A 21,516-nucleotide genomic window follows, 5' to 3' on the forward strand; every position below is an offset into this window, starting at 1 on the left:
CTCATCGTTCCATCAACAGAACAATCAGTTCGGTTTCAGGTAGCCCAGTATCTGTTGTGCAGCCATGGCCGGGTCCTCCTGCATGAAACAATGCCCGCCAGCAACCTGGCGGGCGCTCACTGCAGGGTTGAGGCGGGCCAGGCGCTGCACCGAATGGGGCACGAAGGGATAAGTGTGTTCACCATGCAGCACCAAGGTGGGGGCCTGGATGGAAACCAGTTGCGCCCACATGCGCGACGGGAACGAGCTGAAAATCTCCACTTCGCGGCTGGGCCGGCACTTGAGCACCACTCCCTCGCCGCAGTCCCCGATCGCGTGCTCGACATAGGCTTGCAGCGCCGCGTCGGTCCAGCCCTTGAAGATGCCACGACCATGCAGCGAGGCCCGTGCCGATTCCCGGTCCGGCCAATGGCTGCGGCGGCTGGCGGCCTTGCGCGCCAAGGCATGCCGACGGTGCAGGCCAACCAGCGCAGCGGCGCCCATCACGCCGATCATGCGCCGGCTGAAGAGCACCGGGTCGAGCAATACGGCACGGGCAAACAAGCCCGGCTGGCTGGCCAGCATCAACGCGGTCAGCACGCCACCGAAGCTGTGCCCCACGGCATACCGGGGAACCTCGCCATACTCCCCTCGGCCGGCCTCGAAGGCCTCCACCGCCAGCGCGGCGGTGCGGTTCCAGCCTCGGAAAGCACCACCATGGTCGCTGTCGCCATGGCCCTGGACATCGCAAAGCCACAGATCGAAGTCTTCGCTCAGGCTCAGCAGCAACGGCTGGTAGGCCAGGCAGCAGAAGCCGTTGCCGTGCAGGAAGTGCAGCAAGGGCTTGCCGCTGGCTGGCGAGCGCCAGCCACGGAGGGTGAAGCCTTCGGCGCTGTCAAAGGACCAGGGGATCAACTGCATCGGTTTGCTGTACTCATGGCGTCATGAAAACGCCGATTCTACAAACAGCAGCGGGTACAGCGATATCACCAGTAGCAAGGCCATCAGGACATTGAACAGCATCAGCCAGCGCGGGTTCTGCAGCAGGTTGCGCAGGGCGCTGCCGAACATCACCCAGACGCCGACGCTGGGCAGGTTGACCAAAGCGAACAGTGCGGCGATGACGATCACATTCATCACGTAACCCTGGGCAGGCGTGTAGGTAGTGATTGCCCCGACCGCCATCACCCAGGCCTTGGGGTTGACCCACTGGAATGCCGCCGCCCCCCAGAACTCCAGCGGCTTGCGCGCCCTCGGCGAGTCAGCGCCGAGCGGCCCTGAGGTGGCGATCTTCCAGGCGAGGTACAACAAATAGGCCGCACCGGTGTAACGCAACACGCTGTACAGCACTGGCCAGGCCTTGAACACCTCACCCAGGCCGAGGCCCACCGCCAGCACCATGACCATGAAGCCGACGCTGATGCCCATGGCATGCGGGATCGAACGGCGCACGCCGAAGTTCACGCCCGAGGCCAGCAGCATGGTGTTGTTAGGCCCAGGCGTGATCGAGGACACGAAGGCAAACAGCACAAAGGCGGTCAGCAGATCGGCAGAGGCAAGCATGGCAGGCATTCCAGAATCATCGCAGGAGCTGTCACACTAGCGGAATCGCCTTACCCTGCGACCGGTACAGCTGTATTAAATTATGCACATACACATTACTGTACCGTTCACCAAGCGCCCCCTCAGCCAAGCACAAGGAAGCCCTGCATGAGCTTGACCATCCGCCCCGCCGTTCGCGCCGATGCCGCGCAGATTCTCGCCTACATCACCGAGCTGGCGGACTACGAGCGCGCCCGTCACCAAGTGGTGGCCACCTTGGCCGATATCGAACACAGCCTGTTCGATGACGGCAGCACCGTGCATAGCCTGATCTGCGAGCGGGATGGCCAGGCCATCGGCTATGCCGTGTACTTCTACAGCTACTCGACCTGGCAAGGCCGCAACGGCATTTACCTGGAAGACCTGTACATCACCCCTGAGCAACGTGGCGGCGGTGCAGGTCGGGATGTGCTGCGGCACATCGCTCGCGAAGCCGTGGCCAAAGGTTGCGGACGCTTCGAGTGGAGCGTGCTGGACTGGAACGAGCCGGCGATCGGTTTTTACCAATCGCTGGGCGCCGAACCGCAAGCGGAGTGGGTGCGCTATCGGCTGGAGGGCGACAGGCTGTTGCAGTTTGCCCAGGGCTGACCGTGGGTCAGCACGTCAATCCTGATGCCAGACCGCACCGGCAATGTCTACCTGCCTGGGCAACAGCCGGTTCTCGTAGAACAGCTGCGCCGTGCGCTGTTGCGCTGCGACGATGTGCTCACTCACCGGGATCACCGGCGATGCCGGCCGATGGCTGAAACTGCGCCGTACCACCTCCTCCGGCAGCCCCATGAACTGCGCCAGTACACGGACGCTGCCCGCCTCGTCAGTGCGGGTCAGCGCCTCAGCCTCGGAAATCTGCGCCAGCAAGCGCTTGATGAAATCGCCATTGGCTTCGACATAACCCCGCGCCCCCAGCATGAATGGCCCGATCAATCCCAGCCCCTCGCCATCCGTCAGCAGCCGTGCCTTGCCTTCCAGATCGATGGCCGAATAGTACGGGTCCCAGATCGCCCAGGCATCGATGCTGCCACGCTCGAAGGCTGCCCTGGCGTCAGCGGGCGCCAGGTACACCGGTTGCACGTCGCGCATGCTCAAGCCCACGCTGGCGAGGCTGCGCAGCAGCAGGTTGTGGGCGCTGGAGCCCTTCTGCAGCGCGACACGCTTGCCTTTGAGCTCAGCCACCGAAGTGATCGGGCTGTTTTTGGGTACCAGAATGACTTCGGCCTTCGGCTTTGCAGGTTCGGCGCCGATGTACAGCAAGTCTGCACCGGCGGCCTGGGCGAAGATCGGCGGAATGTCACCGGTGGAACCTATATCGAGGCTGCCGATGTTCAGCGCTTCGAGCATCTGTGGCCCCGCCGGGAATTCGATCCACTGCACGCGGGTATTGGCGAACCGCTGCTCCAGCAGCCGGTGCTGCTTGGCCAGCACCAGGCTGATCGAGCCCTTCTGATAGCCGATGCGCAGTGTCGCAGGGTCCGCCGCATGAACGGCGCCCGCCAGCGCCAGCAGTACGAGCGCGGCAAAGCGTAGTACGCGCATGGCTCATTCCTTCCAGTCGGTCGAGGGCTTTTCCCACAGGTTGATCCCGCCTTCAACGGCATGCCGGTCGATTTCGGCGAGCTCTTCAGGGCTGAAGTCCAGGTTGTCGAGTGCCGCGACATTCTCGGTGATCTGCTCCGGCCGGCTGGCACCGATCAGTGCCGAACTCACCCGCGGATCACGCAGGGTCCAGGCCAACGCCAGTTGCGCCAGGCTCTGGCCACGGCGGCGGGCAATCTGGTTGAGCGCACGGGCGCGGGCCAGATTGGCCTCGGACAGATGCTGCGGCAGCAGCGAGCCGCCACCGGGGCGGTTGACCCGTGCATCGGCCGGTATGCCGTCCAGGTACTTGTCACTGAGCAGCCCCTGGGCCAGTGCGGTGAACACGATGACACCGGCGCCCAAGGCGTCGGTGGTGTCCAACAGGTCGTGTTCAATCCAGCGATTGAACAGGTTGTACGAAGGCTGGTGAATCAGCAGCGGGACCTTCAATTCCGCCAATAGCGCGGCGATCTCGCGGGTTTTGTTGGCCGAATAGGACGAAATCCCGATGTACAGCGCTTTGCCCTGGCGCACGATATCGGCCAGGGCGATCGCGGTTTCCTCCAGCGGCGTTTCGGCATCGAAGCGGTGCGAGTAGAAGATGTCCACGTAGTCAAGCCCCAGACGCTTGAGGCTCTGGTCAAGGCTGGCTATCAGATACTTGCGTGAGCTGCCGCCCTGACCGTAAGGCCCCGGCCACATGTCCCAGCCGGCTTTGCTGGAGATGATCAGTTCGTCCCGATAACTGCGCAGGTCTTCTCGCAGAAGGCGGCCGAAGTTGCGCTCGGCACTGCCATAGGGTGGGCCGTAATTGTTGGCCAGGTCGAAATGGGTAATGCCGGCATCGAAGGCCGTGCGCAGCAAGGCGCGCTGGGTGTCGATCGGCGTCGCATCGCCGAAGTTGTGCCACAGGCCCAGGGACAGGGCCGGCAACACCAGGCCGCTGCGGCCGACACGGCGGTAAGGAATTCGCGCATAGCGCTCAGGGTTGGCAATGTAGCTCATGCATGACCTCACTCGGCAAAATAGGGATTGGCGGGCCGCTGCAGGCCCAAGTGCTCGCGCAGGGTGTGGCCCTGATACTGGCGGCGGAACAGGCCCCGGCGCTGCAACTCGGGCACCACCAGGCTGGCGAAGTCTTCGAGCCCCTGCGGCAGGTGCGGGACCAGCACATTGAAGCCGTCGGCCGCGCGGCCTTCGAACCAGGCCTGCAGCGCATCGGCGATCTGCGTCGGCGTACCGATCAGGCTGTAGTGCCCTCGCCCGCCAGCGATGCGCCGGCCCAGCTCGGCGAGGGTCAACTGCTCCTGCCCCGCCAGTTCGGTCAGCAGTCGCTGGCGGCTGCGCTGGCCGTCTTCAGTCAGTGGCAGCGTCGGCAGCGGGCCGTCCAGCGGGTAGCCGGACAGGTCGAAGTTGCCGAGCATGCGGCCGAGCAAGGCAACCCCCACACGGGGGTCGACCAAGTCCTGGAACTGCTGGTACTTGGCCTGGGCTTCAGCGGCACTGCGGCCGACCACGACGAACACGCCCGGCATGATCTTCAAGTCATCGTCGCTACGCCCGTAGCGGGCCAGGCGCCCCTTGAGGTCGGCGTAAAACGCCTGGGCGCTGGCCAGGCTGGGCTGCGCGGTGAACACCACTTCGGCACTCTCGGCGGCCAGTTCGCGGCCGGCTTCGGAAGATCCGGCCTGGACCAGCACCGGTCGGCCCTGGGGCGAGCGAGCCACGTTAAGCGGACCGCGAACCCGAAAATGCGCACCGGCATGGTCGATGCTGCGCACCGCCTGCGGCCGGTGAAATTCGCCGCTGGCCTTGTCACGGACGAAGGCATCATCGGCCCAGCTGTCCCACAAGCCCTGCACCACCTGCTGGAACTCGCGGGCCCGGGCGTAACGCTCGGCGTGGGGGATATGCGCATCGCGGCCGAAGTTGCCGGCCTCGGCGGCGGCGTCGGACGTCACCAGGTTCCAGCCGGCACGGCCGCCCGAGAGATGGTCGAGCGAGGCGTACTTGCGTGCCACATGGTAGGGCTCGTTGTAACTGGTGGTGGCCGTGGCGATCAGGCCAATGCGCTCGGTCACCATGCTCAGCGCCGAGAGCAGGGTCAAGGGTTCGAAATACACCGATCGGGCGCTGCGGCTGGCCAGCGCATCAGTGGCGGCGGCAACGCTGTCGGCGACGAACAGCGCGTCGAAGCAGGCCGCTTCAGCGATTTGCGCAGTACGCCGGTAGCTGGCGAAGTCCAGCGGGTCGGCGGGCACGTCCGGGTGACGCCAGGCGGCGACATGGTGCCCGGTGGCCATGAGAAAGGCCCCCAGGCTCATTTGACGACTCATGCTCTGTCTCCTTGCAGTGCTCGCACAGTCAGAAATCCTTGCGCAGCTGAACGCCGAAATAACGCCCGTCATCACGCGGCACGGCCCGGTAGATATAGTCGCCACCACTGGCCAGCATCTGCGCGTAGGACTTGTCACCCAGGTTCTTGCCCAGCAGCGCCACGCGCCAGCCGTCGTTGTAGTCGGCCAGGGCGATACTGGCGTTCCAGATGCCATAAGCGCCCTGCACGGTGTCGGGGTTCTGGTCCAGGCTGAACTGCACCGAGTCCTGCCAGCTGTAGTCGCTGGACAGCTCCACATCCAGGCCGTTGTCCAGCGGGATCACGTAGTCGGCGCGCACGTAGGTCTTCCAGTCCGGCGTGAACGGCAAGCGGCCGCCGTCGATGTTGCAATTGGCCGCCGCGCCGACTGGGCAGTTGAAATGATCGACCCGCGCCTTGGTGTAGGCCGCAGCGGCTGAGAACTTGAGCTGACGGGTAGCCTGGAAGCTGGCGTCGAGTTCGACGCCTTGAGTCTTGACCTTGCCGGCGTTGACCAGGCGGGTCACCACCTGGTTGGCCACGGTGTCGAAGAAGTTGGCCTGGTAGTTATCGTAATCGGTGTGGAACACCGCCAGGTTGGCCATCAGGCGGTTATCCAGCGCGGTGCCTTTCAGGCCGACCTCGTAGGCGTCGGATGTTTCCGGCTTGAGCGCCTGGGTATCACGCGGCTGCATGTTGAAGAACACGTTGTATGCCGGCCCCTTGTAGCCGCGCGAATAGGTGACGTAGCCGGTGAGGTTGTCGTTGAAGTCGTATTGCAGGCCGGTGCGGCCACTCCAGCCATCCTCGTCCACCGAGCCGGAACTGGCGGTCGACGGCTGGATGCCGGTAACTGCCGTGGCTGAAGTCGATACGCGCCGGTGGTCGTACTCAAGGTCATCATGGGTCCAGCGCAAGCCGAAGATGGCGCGCAAATCGTCGGTGAAGTTGAAGGTGTTTTCACCAAACAGCGCGACGCTGTCGTTGGTCGTCGAGTAATCCGCCCTACCCGTGTTGGCCACCCCGCTGTTGACCGACAGCCGCTGGTACGTCTCGTTGGACGTGCCGTGCATGTAGAAGGCGCCGAGCACGTACTCATTGAACTGCCCCTTGGGCGACGTCAGGCGAAACTCCTGGCTGTACTGGTCATAGTCCACGGTGCCTTTGTCATGGGAGGCCGTGACTGGCAGCAAAGCGCGGCGGTCACCATCCTGGTACTGGGTGTTGTCCCAGCCACGCCAGGCACTGATGGAGGTCAGCGTGTAGTCGCCCAGCTGCCAATCGAGCTGTGCCGACAGGCCCTGGTTCTCGTCTTCGACGTGGGTCTTGAAGTCACTGTTGATGTCGCGGTTGTGCGCGCTGGGCGTCACCGGGCGCAGCTGGTTGGCGATGGCCGTGCTGGCGCGGGTGACAACCCCGCTGGGCAAGCTGTCCTCGCCTTTCATGTAGTCGGCGATCAGTGTCAGGCGCAGGTCATCGCCGGGCTCGAACTCCAGCTTGCCGCGGGCGCCCTTGCGTTGGTAGCCATTGACGTCGTGGCCATTGGCGACGTTTTCGACATTGCCGTCATAGTCGCCCCACAAGGTGCTCAACGAGCCTTTGAACTGCTCGTTCAGGCGGCCGCCGATGCCGAAGCGCAGGCGGTTTTCGTCGCCACCGCCGAAGTGCGAATAATCCACGTAGCCTTGCGTCTGTTCAGGGATGGCCTTGCTGACCACGTTCAGCACGCCAGCCGAAGCATTCTTGCCAAACAGCGTACCCTGCGGGCCGCGCAGCACTTCGATACGCTCCAGGTCGAGCAGGTCGAGGGTGGACTGACCAGGGCGGCCGAACACGACGCCATCGACCACGGTCGCCACGGTCGGCTCGACACCGGGCGAGGTGGAAATGGTCCCCACGCCGCGGATGAACAACGAGGTATCCTTGTTCGACGCGCCGGCGCGGTAATTGAGCGTAGGTACCTGCTGGACGATGCTGGCGACGTTGTTGCGGTTGTCACGTTCGAGCTGTTCGCCATCGACCACCGAAACGGCCACCGGCACCTCCTGCAAGGTCGATTCGCGGCGGGTGGCGGTTACGGTCACTGCGTCCAGCGACGTGGTCTGCGGCGCGGGTTCGGCCGCCTGCGTGGGTTGGCCGATGGCAGCCAGCAATACAGCGGCGGCCAGTGGTTGGCGTTGCTTGAACGGGAATGCCTTGCGGTGCTTGTGCATGATGCGACTGCCTTCAAAGACCAGACCATGGCCCGCACGGGGGCCGACACGGGTAATGCTGTGGGTGTCTGGTCTCGCTCGTGCGAGTGGCAGGCGCTTGCCAACAGCAGCGCTTGTTAGCGCTAACATCAACAAGTATCAGAGCCTCATGCTTAGCAGGTCAAATACTTAAAAATAAGATTTATATTCCATAAAGCTATTTGCCATGTCGGGCTTCGTTAGCGCTACCATCGCGGCATTTCCCATCGAGGCCAGCCTGTGAGCCAAGCCAAGGAACCCACCCGCAAGCGCCGTGGCGCGGGCCGTGTCACCCTCGCGGAGGTGGCGCGGGCCGCCGACGTGTCGGCCATCAGCGTGTCGCGCTACTTCAACCAGCCCGGGCAGGTATCCCCTCCCCTGCGCGAACGCATCGAGGCAGCGGTACAAGCGCTAGGCTATGTGCCCAACCTGGTGGCCGGAGGCCTGGCCTCTGCCCGTGGCCGTATCGTCGGCATGGTCATTCCAAACATTTCCGGGCCGATCTTCGCCCAGACCATCCAGGCCTTCAGCGACACCTTGAACCGGCATGGCTACCAGCTGTTGCTGGCGTCCAGCTATTTCAGCGAGGCCCAGGAAGAAAGCGCCGTGCGGGCCTTTCTCGGCTGGTCGCCGGCAGCGCTGGTGGTGACCAGCCATTTCCACAGCCCGGCCACCGAGAAGATGCTCAGCGAGGCCGATATACCGGTGGTGGAGATCTGGGACTATCGCCCGGAAAGGTCCCCATTGCAGGTCGGCTTCCGCCATCACCAGGTGGGGGTGCAGGCGTGCCGCTATCTGCTGGGCAAGGGCCACCGGCGCATAGCCTTCGTGCAGAACAGCGCGGCAGGTGACCTCAGCGCGCTGGAGCGGCGCGATGGCTACATCGAAGCACTGCGTGAAGCCGGGCTCGAGCCCTGGGTGTTCGTGCCGTCGACTGACTGCGCGCCGTTCGAAGCCGGCAAGCAGGCCATGCAGGCGTTGATCCGTCGCGACCCTCGTCCCGAAGCGATCATCTTCGCCAACGACAACCTGGCCGCCGGCGCACTCCTGGCCGGCCAGCGTGCAGGGCTGCGCTTGCCCGAGGACATGGCCATCGTCGGTTTTGGCGACTACCCCTTCGCCGAGATGCTGTTACCCAGCCTGACCACCTTGCGGCCCCCGTCGCGGCAAATTGGCGAATTGGCAGCCATGCGGGTGTTGCAGCACCTGGGTTGCGTGGCACATGAGGGTGAAGTGGAACGCTTGAATCTGCTGCAATGCGAATTGATTACCCGGGAAAGCGCATGATCCGGTAACGGCAGCTGCGGCTGCAGGACACCGGGCACAAGCCTGACGCAGCAGGCAGGTTACACTAACGCGCAACCCTCACTTGCTCTGCCTTCGTCAGGAGCCCCCTTGGAACTCAGGCAACTGCGCTACTTCGTCAAGATCATCGAACACGGCAGCCTCGGCCGTGCCGCGCTCGAACTGGAGGTCGGCGTCTCTGCCCTGAGCCAGCAGATCGCCAAGCTTGAAAGCGAGCTGTGCACCCGCCTGCTCAACCGCAGCAGCACGGGTGTCACGCCAACCAGCGCCGGCATGGCGTTTCTGCACCATGCCCAACTCAGCCTGCGCCAGGCCGAGAACGCCGTCCTGGCTGCCCACCGTGGGCGCATGAGCGGCTACGTCACCGTCGGCCTGCCACCGACCACTGCGACCGTGCTCGCGCTGCCGCTGATCAGTGCCATGCGCGAGCGCTACCCCGACATCCAGTTGCACCTGGTCGAAATGCTCTCCGGGCACCTCGCCGCGCAGCTCAACGCACGGCAGATCGACCTTGCCATCCTCTTCCAGCTCGAGGGTGGCAAACGCTGGAGCGTGACGCCGCTGCTGGATGAAAAGCTATTCGTCATCAGCCCGCCACAGCTGGCCCATGCGCCGGTAAACAGCGTGCAACTGGCCGACCTGGGCCAGCTGCCGCTGGTCATGCCCAGTGTCCAGCATGGGCTGCGCTCGACCTTGATGACCGCGTTCGAACGCTCCGGCCTGGTGCCCAACATCATCATGGAAGTCGATGGCCTGGCCGTACTGATGAACGCCGTGCGTGCCGGCCATGCCGCGACCATCCAGCCGGGAGCCGCCGCGGCGCTCAGCGGTGAAAGCGGGCTGCAGGTCGCGCAGATCAGCGATGCCCACGTTGGCCGGCGCAACCTGCTGGCGACCCTGGCGGAGGACGAGCTGTCCCCTGCCGCGCTGGCCGCACGACGGGTGATCATCGACGTTGCCCACCAGCTGGTCAGCCAGCGGCAATGGCCAGGGGCGACCTGGATCGAAGAGGCCAGCCTTTAGTAAAACTGAACACCTCATGCCGTAATCCGCCTTTCGACGCCTCGCCGACCGCCCTATTTTCTGCTCACTCGCAAGGGGCTCTTCGTTCATGCCTCCTTGCGACCGAGGAGCGAAAATGATCGATGTTCTTGTAATCGGCGGCGGCAACGCCGCCCTCTGCGCCGCGCTGATGGCCCGTGAGGCCGGCGCCAGCGTCATGCTGCTGGAAGCCGCGCCAAAGGCCTGGCGTGGCGGCAATTCGCAACACACCCGCAACCTGCGCTGCATGCACGACGCGCCCCAGGATGTGCTGGTCGACGCCTACCCCGAAGAGGAGTACTGGCAAGACCTGCTCAAGGTCACTGGCGGGCTGACCAACGAAAAACTCGCACGCATTGCCATTCGTGCCTCCTCCAGCTGCCGTGACTGGATGCGCAGGCACGGTGTGCATTTTCAGCCGCCGCTGTCCGGCGCCCTGCATGTGGCGCGGACCAACGCGTTTTTCATGGGCGGCGGCAAGGCGTTGGTGAACGCTTACTTTCGCAGCGCCGAACGGCTCGGGGTGCAGGTGCGCTACAACGCCCTGGTGAGCGATATCGAACTGCAGGACGGCAGGTTCGTCGCCGCTCACCTCCCCGCCCGTGAGGTCGAGGGCCAGCAGCTACCGGCCGAACGCATCCAGGCCAAAACCTGTGTGCTGGCGGCGGGCGGCTTCGAGTCCAACCGCGAGTGGTTGCGCGAAGCCTGGGGCCAGAATGCCCGTGGCGAATGGCCGTCGGACAACTTCCTGATCCGCGGCACGCGCTTCAACACCGGCATCCTGCTCAAGCGCATGGGCGAAGTCGGTGCCGATATCATCGGCGACCCGACCCAGGCGCACATGGTCGCGATCGACGCCCGCGCACCGCTGTATGACGGCGGTATCTGCACCCGTATCGACTGCGTGTCGCTGGGCGTGGTGGTCAATCGCGACGGCGAACGCTTCTATGACGAGGGCGAAGACTTCTGGCCCAAGCGTTATGCCATCTGGGGCCGCCTGGTAGCTGGCCAGCCGGGCCAGCAGGCCTATTCGATCATCGACCAGCAGGCCATCGGCCGCTTCATGCCACCGGTGTTCCCAGGCACCACGGCCCACTCCCTGACGGAACTGGCACGCAAGCTGGGCCTGCCAGAAGCGCCGTTCTGCCAGACCATCGAGGCGTTCAACAGCGCCTGCCAGGTCGGCACCTTCGACCATACCGCGCTCGACAACTGCCACACCGTCGGCCTGACCCCGGCCAAGACCCATTGGGCCCGCCCGCTGGTCAAGCCACCGTTCTACGCCTACCCGCTCAAGCCAGGCGTCACCTTCACCTACCTGGGCCTGGCGACCGACGAAAGCGCTGCGGTGCATTTCGCCGGCAAGCCCAGCCCCAACCTGTTCGTCGCAGGAGAAATGATGGCCGGTAACGTACTGGGCAAGGGCTACACCGCAGGCATCGGCATGGCCATCGGCACGGCGTTCGGCCGTATCGCCGGTGTCCAGGCGGCCGCCAGCGCAGGTTTTGTCGATAACCGGGAGGCACGTCATGCAGCTGTTTGATCCACAGCAAAGCCAACTGATCCCGGTGCTGAATGTGCACGAAAGCGAAGTGCAACGGCAGATGAGCATCTGCAACGCGTGCCGCTACTGCGAAGGGTTCTGCGCGGTGTTCCCGGCGATGACCCGGCGCCTGGAATTTTCCCAGGCCGACATCCACTACCTGGCCAACCTGTGCCACAACTGCGGCGCCTGCCTGCATGCCTGCCAGTACGCCGCCCCCCATGCGTTCGAAGTCAACGTGCCCAAGGCCATGGCCAAGGTGCGCCTCGACACCTATGCCGAATACGCCTGGCCGCGTGCCCTGGGCCGACTGTACCAACGCAATGGCCTGACCCTGGCGCTGGCCAGCGGCTTCGGCTTGGCGCTGTTCCTGTGCCTGACACTGCTGGCCATGGGCAACCTGTTCACGCCAATGCCCGGCGGCAACTTCTACGGGATCTTCCCGCACAACACCCTGGCACTGATGTTTGGCGCGGTGTTCGGCTTTGCGGTCATCGCCCTTGGCCTGGGCGTGCGCCGGTTCTGGCGCGACGTCTCGCCCCCTGCTGCAGGCGCCGGGCTGAAGACCGCCGCAGCCCTGGAAGCGACGGCCAGCGTGGCCAGGCTCAGGTATCTGGACGGTGGCCACGGCGAAGGCTGCAACAACGCCGATGACCGCTTTACCCTGTGGCGGCGGCGCTTCCACCACCTGACCTTCTACGGCTTCCTGTTGTGCCTGGCTGCGACCGGCACCGCGACGCTCTACCACTACCTGCTGGGCCTGGCAGCGCCCTACCCGGTGCTGAGCCTGCCGGTTCTGCTGGGTATTGCCGGCGGTCTCGGCCTGCTGGCAGGCCCCGCCGGCTTGCTCTATCTCAACCTGCGGCGCAACCCCAACCACGGCGACGCCGGGCAGAAGCCCATGGACCGCGGCTTCATCGCCCTGCTGTTGCTGGTCAGCGCCAGCGGCCTGGCCCTGCTGGCGTGGCGCGAGACCAGCGCCCTTGGCCTGCTGCTGGCCGTGCACCTGGGGCTGGTGATGGCGTTCTTCCTGACCATGCCTTACAGCAAGTTCGCCCACGGCATCTTCCGCAGCGCGGCGTTGCTCAAGCACGCCATCGAGAAACGCCAGCCCAACCCGATCAATGCCGGTAGCGATTGAACATTCAAAAACAACAAAAGCGAGCAAAACGGTAGCCATGATGAAAACAACAACACAGACCAGGGGCGCCAAGCTGGGCGCCATCCTGCGGGTGACCAGCGGCAACTTCCTCGAACAGTTCGACTTTTTCCTGTTCGGTTTCTACGCCACCTACATATCGCAGACGTTCTTCCCTGCCAGCAGCGAGTTCGCCTCGCTGATGATGACCTTCGCTGTGTTCGGCTCGGGCTTTTTGATGCGCCCGTTGGGCGCCATCGTGCTGGGGGCCTACATCGACAAGGTCGGGCGGCGTAAAGGGCTGATCGTGACCCTGTCGATCATGGCCGCTGGCACCGTGCTGATCGCCTTGGTGCCGGGCTACGCCAGCATTGGCATACTCGCCCCGCTGCTGGTGCTGCTGGGCCGACTGTTGCAGGGCTTTTCCGCCGGTGCCGAGCTGGGTGGGGTTTCCGTGTACCTTTCGGAGATTGCCACGCCGGGGCGCACCGGCTTCTTCACCAGCTGGCAGTCGGCGAGCCAGCAAGTGGCGATCGTCGTGGCGGCGGCGCTGGGCTACACCCTCAATGCCTGCATGGCCACCAGCGAGGTGGCAGCCTGGGGCTGGCGCATTCCGTTCTTCATCGGCTGCGTGATTATCCCGTTCATCTTCATCATCCGCCGCTCGCTGCAAGAGACCGACGCGTTCAAGGCCCGCGCACATCACCCGGGCGCTGCCGAGGTGTTCCGCTCGATGTGCGACAACTGGCGCACGGTGCTGGCCGGCGGCCTGCTGGCGGCGATGACAACTACCACGTTCTACCTGATCACCGTCTACACCCCGACCTTCGGCAAGACCGTGCTGCAACTGAGCACTACCGACAGTCTGGTGGTTACCTTGCTGGTGGGGGTCAGCAACTTCATCTGGCTGCCCATCGGCGGCGCGCTTTCCGATCGCATCGGCCGGCGCCCGCAGCTGTTGGCGATTTCCCTGCTGTGCGTGCTGACGGCCTACCCGGCCATGCACTGGCTGGCCGAAGCCGCCAGCTTCGAGCGCCTGCTTGCGGTGTTGCTGTACTTCTCGTTCTTCTTCGGGATGTACAACGGCGCCATGGTCGCGGCGCTGACCGAGGTGATGCCGGCGAACGTGCGGGTGGTCGGTTTCTCGCTGGCCTTCAGCCTGGCCACCGCACTGTTCGGCGGCTTCACGCCAGCGGTCTCGACGCTCTTGGTGCAGGCCACCGGGGATAAAGCGTCGCCGGCCTACTGGCTGATGTTCGCGGCCGTGTGCGGGTTTACCGCCACGACCGTGCTGTATCGTCGAGCCAAGCCAGTCGCGGCGCGTAGCTGCTGAACCTCGGCAGTCAACCGGTGGAGCCAGCAGCCTCAGCTGCTGGTTCGCACCCGATGCAACACCATGCCCACCAGCAGCACATTGGTCAGCGCCAGCAGGCACAGGGTCACCAACACCCCCATCGAACCAAAGTGCTCAAACAGAAAACCACCCACCACGGGCGTAAGCGCCTGCCCGATCAGCGAAGGCCGCGACATGCGCCCCATCAGCAACACATATTGCGCCGGCGGCATCATCGCCAGCGGCAGCAACCCACGTACTATCGCTCGCAGGCCATTGCCGCAGCCGAACACCAGCAAGCCCACCGCCGTGGCGGCCGGCACAAAGGTCACCATCAGCAACCCGACCAGCACCAGGCTCACCCAGGCCAGGGCGGTCCAGATCGGGTGACGCTTGCCCGCCAGGATCTGCAGCACCCGCGAAGCTACCTGGCTGGGCCCGAGCATCGCCGCCAGGCCGATGGCCACCGGCAGCGAATGCCCCAACCCCTGCAGCACGGCCACCAGCTGTACGGCGATGGCGGTCATGATGATCGCGCCGATGGCGAACATGCTGGTCAGCAGCAAGTAAAGTGGGCGGTCCACGCCGACTGTGTCGCCTTGCGCCTGCGCCTTGGCCGGCACCTTGATCCGCCCACCCGCAGGCAGCACTCGCCAGTACAACGGCGCCACCACCACGATCAGCACCAGCGCATAGCACACGCAGGTCGCCCGCCAGCCGAAATGCTCGATGGCCAGGGCCACGGTCGGCCATGAGAGGGTCGAGGCGAAACCGGCAATCAGAGTAATACCCGTAATCGCCTTGCCCGCGCCTTCGCCGTACAACCCGCCGAGGGTGGCGAACAGCGCTTCATACAAGCCCATGGCCATGCCAACGCCAATCACCGCCCAGGCCAGCAGGAACAGCCCGAGGGTGTGGCTGGCGGCCATGACCAGCAGCCCCACCGCTACCACCGCGCCACTGGCGGCCATTTGCGGGCGGCCGCCGTAGCGGGCGACCAGTCGGCTGGACAACGGAGCCAGCAACGCCGAGACCATCAGGCTCAGGGACAGTGCGCCGTACACCCATTGGCTGGGCCAGCCGGTGTCGCGGCTGATCGGGTCGGCCATCACCGCCATGAGGAAGAACGAGCCGCCCCAGACCAGGATTTGCAGCACGCCGAGGAGGACGATGCCGAGGGGGCCGGGCAGGCGGTGGCTGGTGTGCAAGGTGGGGCCTATTCAGTTGCTGTGCGGGGGTGTCTGCGCCGGCCTCTTCGCGGGTAAACCCGCTCCCACAGGGTCCGTACAGATTTCATGGCTTGTGCAGTACTTGTGGGCGCGGGTTTACCCGCGAAGAGGCCGGCACAGGCTTTAGAGAGCTTACCCGCAAGCGCCGTCACATGCCCGCCATCGATGATTGATCCAGACATATCATTGCGCGTGATATTAACCTTCGCTCCATTCGATTCGTGCGTCGCGCGCAAGACACTCACACTCCGCCCACTACTAATACATTGGCGGAGTTCTCCATGGATCACTCACTCAAACCCTTGCGCTTCCCCCTCGCTGCCCTGGCAGTGGTGGTGCTCAGCGCTTGTGGCCGCACCCCCGACGCCGTGCAGGCTCCCGCCGCGCCCAAGGTCAGCGTCGCCAAGGTCATCGAGCAGCCGATCAACGAATGGGACGAGTTCACCGGCCGCCTGGAAGCGCCGGAAACCGTCGAAGTGCGGCCACGGGTCTCCGGCCAGATTGACCTGGTGGCGTTCACCGAAGGCGCTCAGGTGAAGAAAGGCGACCTGCTGTTCCAGATCGACCCGCGCCCGTTCCAGGCAGAGGTGCGCCGCCTCGAAGCCCAGCTGCAACAGGCCAAGGCCACCGCCATCCGCAGTGCCAACGAAGCCCGCCGTGGCGAGCGCCTGCGTGACAGCAACGCCATTTCCGCCGAGCTGGCCGAGTCGCGCAGCAGCGCCGCTGCCGAAGCCCGCGCCGGGGTCGACGCGATCCAGGCCCAGCTCGACCTGGCCCGCCTGAACCTCAGCTTCACCCGCGTCACCGCGCCGATCAGCGGCCGTGTCAGCCGTGCCGAATTCACCGCTGGCAACATTGTCACTGCCGATGTCACGCCACTGACCAGCGTGGTGTCCACCGACAAGGTGTATGCCTACTTCGACGCCGACGAGCGCGTGTACCTCAAGTACACCCAGCTGGCGCGCGAAGGCCAGCGCGGCCAGAGCACCCCGGTGTACCTGGGCCTGACCAACGAAACCGGCAACCCGCACCTGGGCCAGATGAACTTCGTCGACAACCAGGTCAACCCGCGCACCGGCACCATCCGCGGCCGCGCCGTGTTCGACAACCGCGACGGCCAGTTCACCCCGGGCCTGTATGCGCGCCTGAAGCTGGTCGGCAGCGCCCAGTACGACGCCGTGCTGATCAACGACGAAGCGGTCGGCACCGACCTTGGCAAGAAGTTCGTGCTGGTCATGGACAAGGACAACAAGGCCGCCTACCGCGCCGTGGAACTGGGGCCGAAGCTCGAAGGCCTGCGCATCGTCCGTAGCGGCCTGGCCAAGGACGACCGCATCGTGGTCAAGGGCCTGCAGCGTGTGCGCCCCGGCTCGCCGGTGACCCCGGAGGAAACACCGATGGCCAGTGAACAGACCCTCGCCGCCCTCGCCCAGCAGCGCCAGGCCCTGGAGGCCAGCAACCCGGCGCCGAAAGTGGCCGGCTCCACCGAAAAAGTCGCCAGCGCCCAGGCGCCACGCGGTTAAGGGACCACACCGATGAACTTTTCGAAATTCTTCATTACCCGGCCGATCTTCGCCGCGGTGCTGTCGCTGGTGCTGCTGATCGCCGGTTCGATCTCGCTGTTCCAGTTGCCGATCAGCGAATACCCCGAAGTGGTACCGCCGACCGTGGTGGTGCGCGCCAACTTCCCCGGTGCCAACCCCAAGGTCATCGGCGAAACCGTCGCCGCGCCGCTGGAGCAGGCCATCACCGGTGTCGAGAACATGCTGTACATGTCCTCACAGTCCACTGCCGACGGCAAACTGACCCTGACCATCACCTTTGCCCTGGGCACCGACCTGGACAACGCCCAGGTACAGGTGCAGAACCGCGTCACCCGTACCCAGCCCAAGCTGCCGGAGGAAGTGACCCGGATCGGTATCACCGTCGACAAGGCGTCGCCCGACCTGACCATGGTCGTGCACCTGACTTCGCCGGACAACCGCTACGACATGCTCTACCTGTCCAACTACGCCATCCTCAACATCAAGGATGAGCTGGCGCGCCTGGGCGGCGTCGGTGACGTGCAACTGTTCGGCATGGGCGACTATTCGCTGCGCGTGTGGCTCGACCCGAACAAGACCGCGTCGCGCAACCTGACCGCCAGCGATGTGGTGGCCGCGATTCGCGAACAGAACCGCCAGGTCGCCGCCGGCCAGTTGGGCGCCCCGCCCGCCCCCGGCTCCACCAGCTTCCAGCTGTCGATCAATACCCAGGGCCGCCTGGTCAACGAGGAAGAGTTCGAGAACATCATCATCCGCGCCGGTGCCGATGGCGAAATCACACGCCTGAAGGACATCGCCCGGGTCGAGCTCGGCTCCAGCCAGTACGCCCTGCGTTCGCTGCTGAACAACCAGCCGGCGGTGGCTATCCCGATCTTCCAGCGCCCAGGCTCCAACGCCATCGAGATCTCCGACGAAGTGCGGGCCAAGATGGCCGAGCTGAAGAAGGACTTCCCGGAAGGCATGGACTACAGCATCGTCTATGACCCGACCGTGTTCGTCCGTGGTTCCATCGAAGCCGTGGTGCACACCCTTTTCGAAGCGTTGGTGCTGGTGGTGCTGGTGGTGATCCTGTTCCTGCAGACCTGGCGCGCCTCGATCATCCCGCTGATGGCCGTACCCGTCTCGCTGATCGGTACCTTTGCGGTGATGCACCTGTTCGGCTTCTCGCTCAACGCCCTGTCGCTGTTCGGCCTGGTGCTGGCCATCGGTATCGTGGTGGACGACGCCATCGTCGTGGTGGAGAACGTCGAACGCAACATAGGGCTGGGGTTGAAGCCCCTGGAAGCTACGCAAAAAGCCATGAGCGAAGTGACCGGGCCGATCATCGCCACGGCGCTGGTGCTGTGCGCGGTGTTCGTACCGGCGGCATTCATTTCCGGCCTGACCGGGCAGTTCTACAAGCAGTTCGCGCTGACCATCGCCATCTCCACCGTGATTTCGGCGTTCAACTCGCTGACCCTGTCGCCAGCGCTGGCTGCCGTGCTGCTGAAAGACCACCATGCGCCGAAGGACCGCTTCTCGCGGTTCCTCGAGCGGCTGCTGGGCAGCTGGCTGTTTGCCCCGTTCAACCGCTTCTTCGACCGCGCCAGCCACGGCTACGTCGGCGGTGTGCGCCGGGTCATCCGCTCCAGCGGCATCGCCCTGTTCATCTATGCCGGGCTGATGGGCCTGACCTACCTGGGCTTCGCCTCCACGCCGACCGGTTTCGTGCCGGCGCAGGACAAGCAGTACCTGGTGGCGTTTGCCCAGCTGCCCGACGCCGCCAGCCTCGACCGTACCGAGGCGGTGATCAAGCGCATGAGCGAAATTGCCCTGGAGCAACCGGGCGTGGCCGATTCGGTAGCCTTCCCTGGCCTGTCGATCAATGGCTTCACCAACAGCCCGAACAGCGGCATCGTGTTCACTCCGCTCAAGCCGTTCGACGAGCGCAAGGACCCGAGCCAGTCGGCTGCGGCGATTGCCGCTGCGCTGAATGCCAAGTTCGCCGACATCCAGGACGCCTACATCGCGATCTTCCCGCCACCGCCCGTGCAAGGCCTTGGCACCATCGGCGGCTTCCGCCTGCAGATCGAGGACCGCGGTAACCTGGGCTACGAAGCGCTGTACAAGGAAACCCAGAACATCATCGCCAAGAGCCACAACGTGCCGGAACTGGCGGGCCTGTTCACCAGCTACCAGGTCAACGTGCCGCAGGTCGATGCCGCCATCGACCGGGAAAAGGCCAAGACCCACGGCGTGGCGATAACCGACATCTTCGACACCCTGCAGGTCTACCTGGGCTCGCTGTACACCAACGACTTCAACCGCTTTGGCCGCACCTACCAGGTCAACGTCCAGGCCGAGCAGCAGTTCCGCCTCGATGCCGAGCAGATCGGCCAGTTGAAGGTGCGCAACAACCTCGGCGAGATGATCCCGCTGGCGACCTTCCTCAAGGTCAGCGACACCTCCGGGCCTGACCGGGTGATGCACTACAACGGCTTCATCACCGCCGAGATCAACGGTGCCGCAGCCCCAGGCTACAGCTCCGGCCAGGCCGAGGCGGCGATCGAGAAGCTGCTCAAGCAAGAACTGCCCAACGGCATGACCTTCGAATGGACCGACCTGACCTACCAACAGATCCTCTCAGGCAATACCGCGCTGTTCGTGTTCCCGCTGTGCGTGCTGCTGGCCTTCCTGGTGCTGGCCGCCCAGTACGAGAGCTGGAGCCTGCCGCTGGCGGTGATCCTGATCGTGCCGATGACCCTGCTGTCGGCCATCACCGGGGTTATCGTGTCGGGTGGCGACAACAACATCTTCACACAGATCGGCCTGATCGTGCTGGTGGGCCTGGCGTGCAAGAACGCGATTCTGATCGTCGAGTTCGCCAAGGATGAACAGGCCAAAGGCCTCGACCCGCTGGCTGCGGTGCTGGAAGCCTGCCGCCTGCGCCTGCGGCCGATCCTGATGACTTCGATCGCCTTCATCATGGGCGTGGTGCCGCTGGTGTTCAGCTCCGGTGCCGGCTCGGAAATGCGCCATGCCATGGGTGTGGCGGTGTTCTCGGGGATGATCGGCGTGACCGTGTTCGGCCTGTTCCTGACCCCGGTGTTCTTCTTCCTGATCCGCCGTTTCGTCGAGCGTCGCCAGGCCCGCAAGGCCGAACACGCACCCGTGCTGGAGAACCATGCATGAACCTGCTCAAACCCCTGACCCCGAGCCTGCTGGCGCTGGCCCTGGCAGCCTGCGCGGTCGGCCCGGACTACAAGGCCCCGGACACCGAAGCTGCGCAGTTCGACAGCACGGATGTGCAGGCCAAGGCCTTCGACCGCAGCCGCTTCGAAAGCGTGTGGTGGAAGCAGTTCGACGACCCGGTGCTGAACCAGCTGGTGCAGGCATCGCTGGACGGCAACCGTGACCTGCGCGTGGCCTTCGCCCGGCTGAAGTCGGCACGAGCGATTCGTGATGACGCCGCCAACGACCAGTTCCCGGTGGTCACCAGCCGCGCCAGCAGCGAGATCGGCAAGGGCCAGGTTCCCGGCCAGACTACCCAGCGGGTCAATCAGGAACGCTACGACCTCGGCCTGGACATGGCCTGGGAGCTTGACCTGTTCGGCCGCATCCAGCGCCAGATCGAGGCCAGCGAAGCCCAGGAAGCAGCGGCCCAGGCCGACCTGCAACAGCTGCAGGTGAGCCTGATCGCCGAACTGGTGGACGCCTATGGCCAGCTGCGCGGGGCGCAACTGCGCGAAAAGATCGCCATGGCCAACCTCAAGACCCAGCAGGAGTCTCGCAGTATCACTGTGACCCTGCGCGACGCCGGGGTTGGCAACGACCTCGACGTCGTCCGTGCCGATGCCCGCCTGGCGGGTGTCGAAGCCACCGTGCCGCAGTTGCAGGCCGAACAGGCCCGGGCGCGGCACCGCATCGCCACCCTGCTCGGTCAGCGCCCGGACGCACTGAGCGTCGACCTGTCGCCCAAAGCCTTGCCGGCCATCGCCAAGGCCTTGCCGGTGGGTGACCCGGGCGAGTTGCTGCGCCGCCGCCCGGATATCCGCAGCGCCGAACGCCAGCTGGCCGCCGCCACCGCCAATGTCGGCGTCGCCACTGCCGACCTGTTCCCGCGGGTAAGCCTCAGCGGCTTCCTCGGCTTTACCGCCGCCCGTGGTTCGCAGATCGGCTCCTCGGCCGCCAATGCCTGGTCGCTGGGGCCGAGCATCACCTGGGCCGCCTTCGACCTGGGCAGCGTGCGGGCCCGCCTGCGCGGGGCCAAGGCTGACGCCGAAGGCGCCCTGGCCAATTATGAACAGCAGGTGCTGCTGGCCCTGGAAGAGTCAGCCAACGCCTTCAGCGACTACGACAAGACCCAGCAGCGGCTGCTGTCGCTGATCCGACAGAGCGAGGCCAGCCGCAAGGCAGCCGACCTCGCCTCGGTGCGTTACCGCGAGGGCACGGTGGACTACCTGGTGCTGCTCGATGCCGAACGCGAACGCCTGAGCGCCGAAGACGCCCAGGCCCAGGGTGAAGTCGAGCTGTATCGCGGCATCGTCTCGATCTACAAGGCCCTCGGCGGTGGCTGGCAGCCGGAAACCGTCGCCAGCGCCCGCTGATCTTCTGTTTGCAACGACTCCTTTGGTTGGTTCCTCCCCCAACCGTTTGCCCCG

The 21,516-nt window shown here is 64.9% G+C and carries 16 protein-coding genes; 9 read left to right on the forward strand and 7 right to left on the reverse strand.

Going from position 1 to position 21,516, the window contains the following annotated elements; translation table 11 throughout:
• Positions 1-24: 24 nt before the first annotated feature.
• Both ACQKPS_RS24910 and ACQKPS_RS24915 read right to left on the reverse strand, forming a co-directional pair.
• Positions 25-900: an alpha/beta fold hydrolase gene (locus tag ACQKPS_RS24910; protein WP_427605843.1), complete on the reverse strand. Its 876-nt coding sequence runs from the start codon at positions 898-900 to the stop codon at positions 25-27.
• Positions 901-921: 21 nt separating this feature from the next.
• Positions 922-1,551 (reverse strand): LysE family translocator, encoded by a 630-nt coding sequence (locus ACQKPS_RS24915; RefSeq protein WP_427605845.1) that lies wholly within the window; start codon positions 1,549-1,551, stop codon positions 922-924.
• A 138-nt stretch (positions 1,552-1,689) separates the two neighbouring features.
• Here ACQKPS_RS24915 and ACQKPS_RS24920 point away from each other — a divergent pair, with 138 nt between their 5' ends.
• Entirely contained in the window at positions 1,690-2,169 is a 480-nt protein-coding gene (locus ACQKPS_RS24920; RefSeq protein WP_254485250.1) for a GNAT family N-acetyltransferase, read from the forward strand.
• 15 nt (positions 2,170-2,184) lie between these two features.
• Here ACQKPS_RS24920 and ACQKPS_RS24925 read toward each other — a convergent pair whose 3' ends face one another.
• From ACQKPS_RS24925 to ACQKPS_RS24940, 4 genes are read right to left on the reverse strand one after another with little or no spacing between them, the layout of a single operon-like run.
• Entirely contained in the window at positions 2,185-3,114 is a 930-nt protein-coding gene (locus ACQKPS_RS24925) for an aliphatic sulfonate ABC transporter substrate-binding protein (RefSeq protein WP_427605847.1), read from the reverse strand.
• Positions 3,115-3,117: 3 nt separating this feature from the next.
• Positions 3,118-4,161: an L-glyceraldehyde 3-phosphate reductase gene (gene mgrA / locus ACQKPS_RS24930; protein WP_427605849.1), complete on the reverse strand. Its 1,044-nt coding sequence runs from the start codon at positions 4,159-4,161 to the stop codon at positions 3,118-3,120.
• A gap of 8 nt (positions 4,162-4,169) precedes the next feature.
• The gene (locus ACQKPS_RS24935; RefSeq protein WP_427605851.1) at positions 4,170-5,492 is read right to left on the reverse strand and encodes an LLM class flavin-dependent oxidoreductase; all 1,323 of its coding nucleotides are present in this window, start codon (positions 5,490-5,492) and stop codon (positions 4,170-4,172) included.
• Positions 5,493-5,520: 28 nt separating this feature from the next.
• On the reverse strand, positions 5,521-7,725 hold the full coding sequence (locus ACQKPS_RS24940) for a TonB-dependent receptor (RefSeq protein WP_427605853.1): 2,205 nt from the start codon (positions 7,723-7,725) through the stop codon (positions 5,521-5,523).
• Between the two features lie 258 nt (positions 7,726-7,983).
• Between ACQKPS_RS24940 and ACQKPS_RS24945 the strand changes: the two genes are divergently transcribed.
• The 5 genes from ACQKPS_RS24945 (at position 7,984) to ACQKPS_RS24965 (ending at position 14,103) form a co-directional block, all read left to right on the forward strand.
• Positions 7,984-9,030, forward strand: a complete 1,047-nt coding sequence (locus ACQKPS_RS24945; protein ID WP_283724497.1) for a LacI family DNA-binding transcriptional regulator — start codon at positions 7,984-7,986, stop codon at positions 9,028-9,030.
• A 108-nt stretch (positions 9,031-9,138) separates the two neighbouring features.
• The gene (locus ACQKPS_RS24950) at positions 9,139-10,071 is read left to right on the forward strand and encodes a LysR family transcriptional regulator (protein ID WP_427605855.1); all 933 of its coding nucleotides are present in this window, start codon (positions 9,139-9,141) and stop codon (positions 10,069-10,071) included.
• Between the two features lie 115 nt (positions 10,072-10,186).
• A complete protein-coding gene (gene tcuA, locus ACQKPS_RS24955) occupies positions 10,187-11,632 on the forward strand; it encodes an FAD-dependent tricarballylate dehydrogenase TcuA (protein ID WP_427605857.1) in 1,446 nt (481 codons plus the stop codon).
• On the forward strand, positions 11,619-12,773 hold the full coding sequence (gene tcuB, locus ACQKPS_RS24960; protein WP_427605859.1) for a tricarballylate utilization 4Fe-4S protein TcuB: 1,155 nt from the start codon (positions 11,619-11,621) through the stop codon (positions 12,771-12,773). Before tcuA ends, tcuB begins: the two co-directional genes overlap by 14 nt.
• A 37-nt stretch (positions 12,774-12,810) precedes the next feature.
• Positions 12,811-14,103, forward strand: coding sequence for an MFS transporter (locus ACQKPS_RS24965; RefSeq protein ID WP_427605861.1), 1,293 nt, complete (start codon positions 12,811-12,813; stop codon positions 14,101-14,103).
• Between the two features lie 32 nt (positions 14,104-14,135).
• Here the strand turns inward: ACQKPS_RS24965 and ACQKPS_RS24970 are convergent, their stop codons facing one another.
• A complete protein-coding gene (locus ACQKPS_RS24970; protein ID WP_254485561.1) occupies positions 14,136-15,260 on the reverse strand; it encodes an MFS transporter in 1,125 nt (374 codons plus the stop codon).
• Positions 15,261-15,613: 353 nt separating this feature from the next.
• Here ACQKPS_RS24970 and mexE point away from each other — a divergent pair, with 353 nt between their 5' ends.
• From mexE to ACQKPS_RS24985, 3 genes are read left to right on the forward strand one after another with little or no spacing between them, the layout of a single operon-like run.
• The gene (gene mexE / locus ACQKPS_RS24975) at positions 15,614-16,855 is read left to right on the forward strand and encodes a multidrug efflux RND transporter periplasmic adaptor subunit MexE (protein ID WP_176510036.1); all 1,242 of its coding nucleotides are present in this window, start codon (positions 15,614-15,616) and stop codon (positions 16,853-16,855) included.
• 12 nt (positions 16,856-16,867) lie between these two features.
• Positions 16,868-20,047, forward strand: a complete 3,180-nt coding sequence (locus tag ACQKPS_RS24980; protein ID WP_427605864.1) for an efflux RND transporter permease subunit — start codon at positions 16,868-16,870, stop codon at positions 20,045-20,047.
• Entirely contained in the window at positions 20,044-21,462 is a 1,419-nt protein-coding gene (locus tag ACQKPS_RS24985) for an efflux transporter outer membrane subunit (protein WP_283724492.1), read from the forward strand. Before ACQKPS_RS24980 ends, ACQKPS_RS24985 begins: the two co-directional genes overlap by 4 nt.
• Positions 21,463-21,516: the final 54 nt, after the last annotated feature.

The sequence above is a fragment of the Pseudomonas sp. NPDC086566 genome (assembly GCF_050280885.1).
Taxonomy (GTDB): Bacteria; Pseudomonadota; Gammaproteobacteria; order Pseudomonadales; family Pseudomonadaceae; genus Aquipseudomonas; species Aquipseudomonas vlassakiae.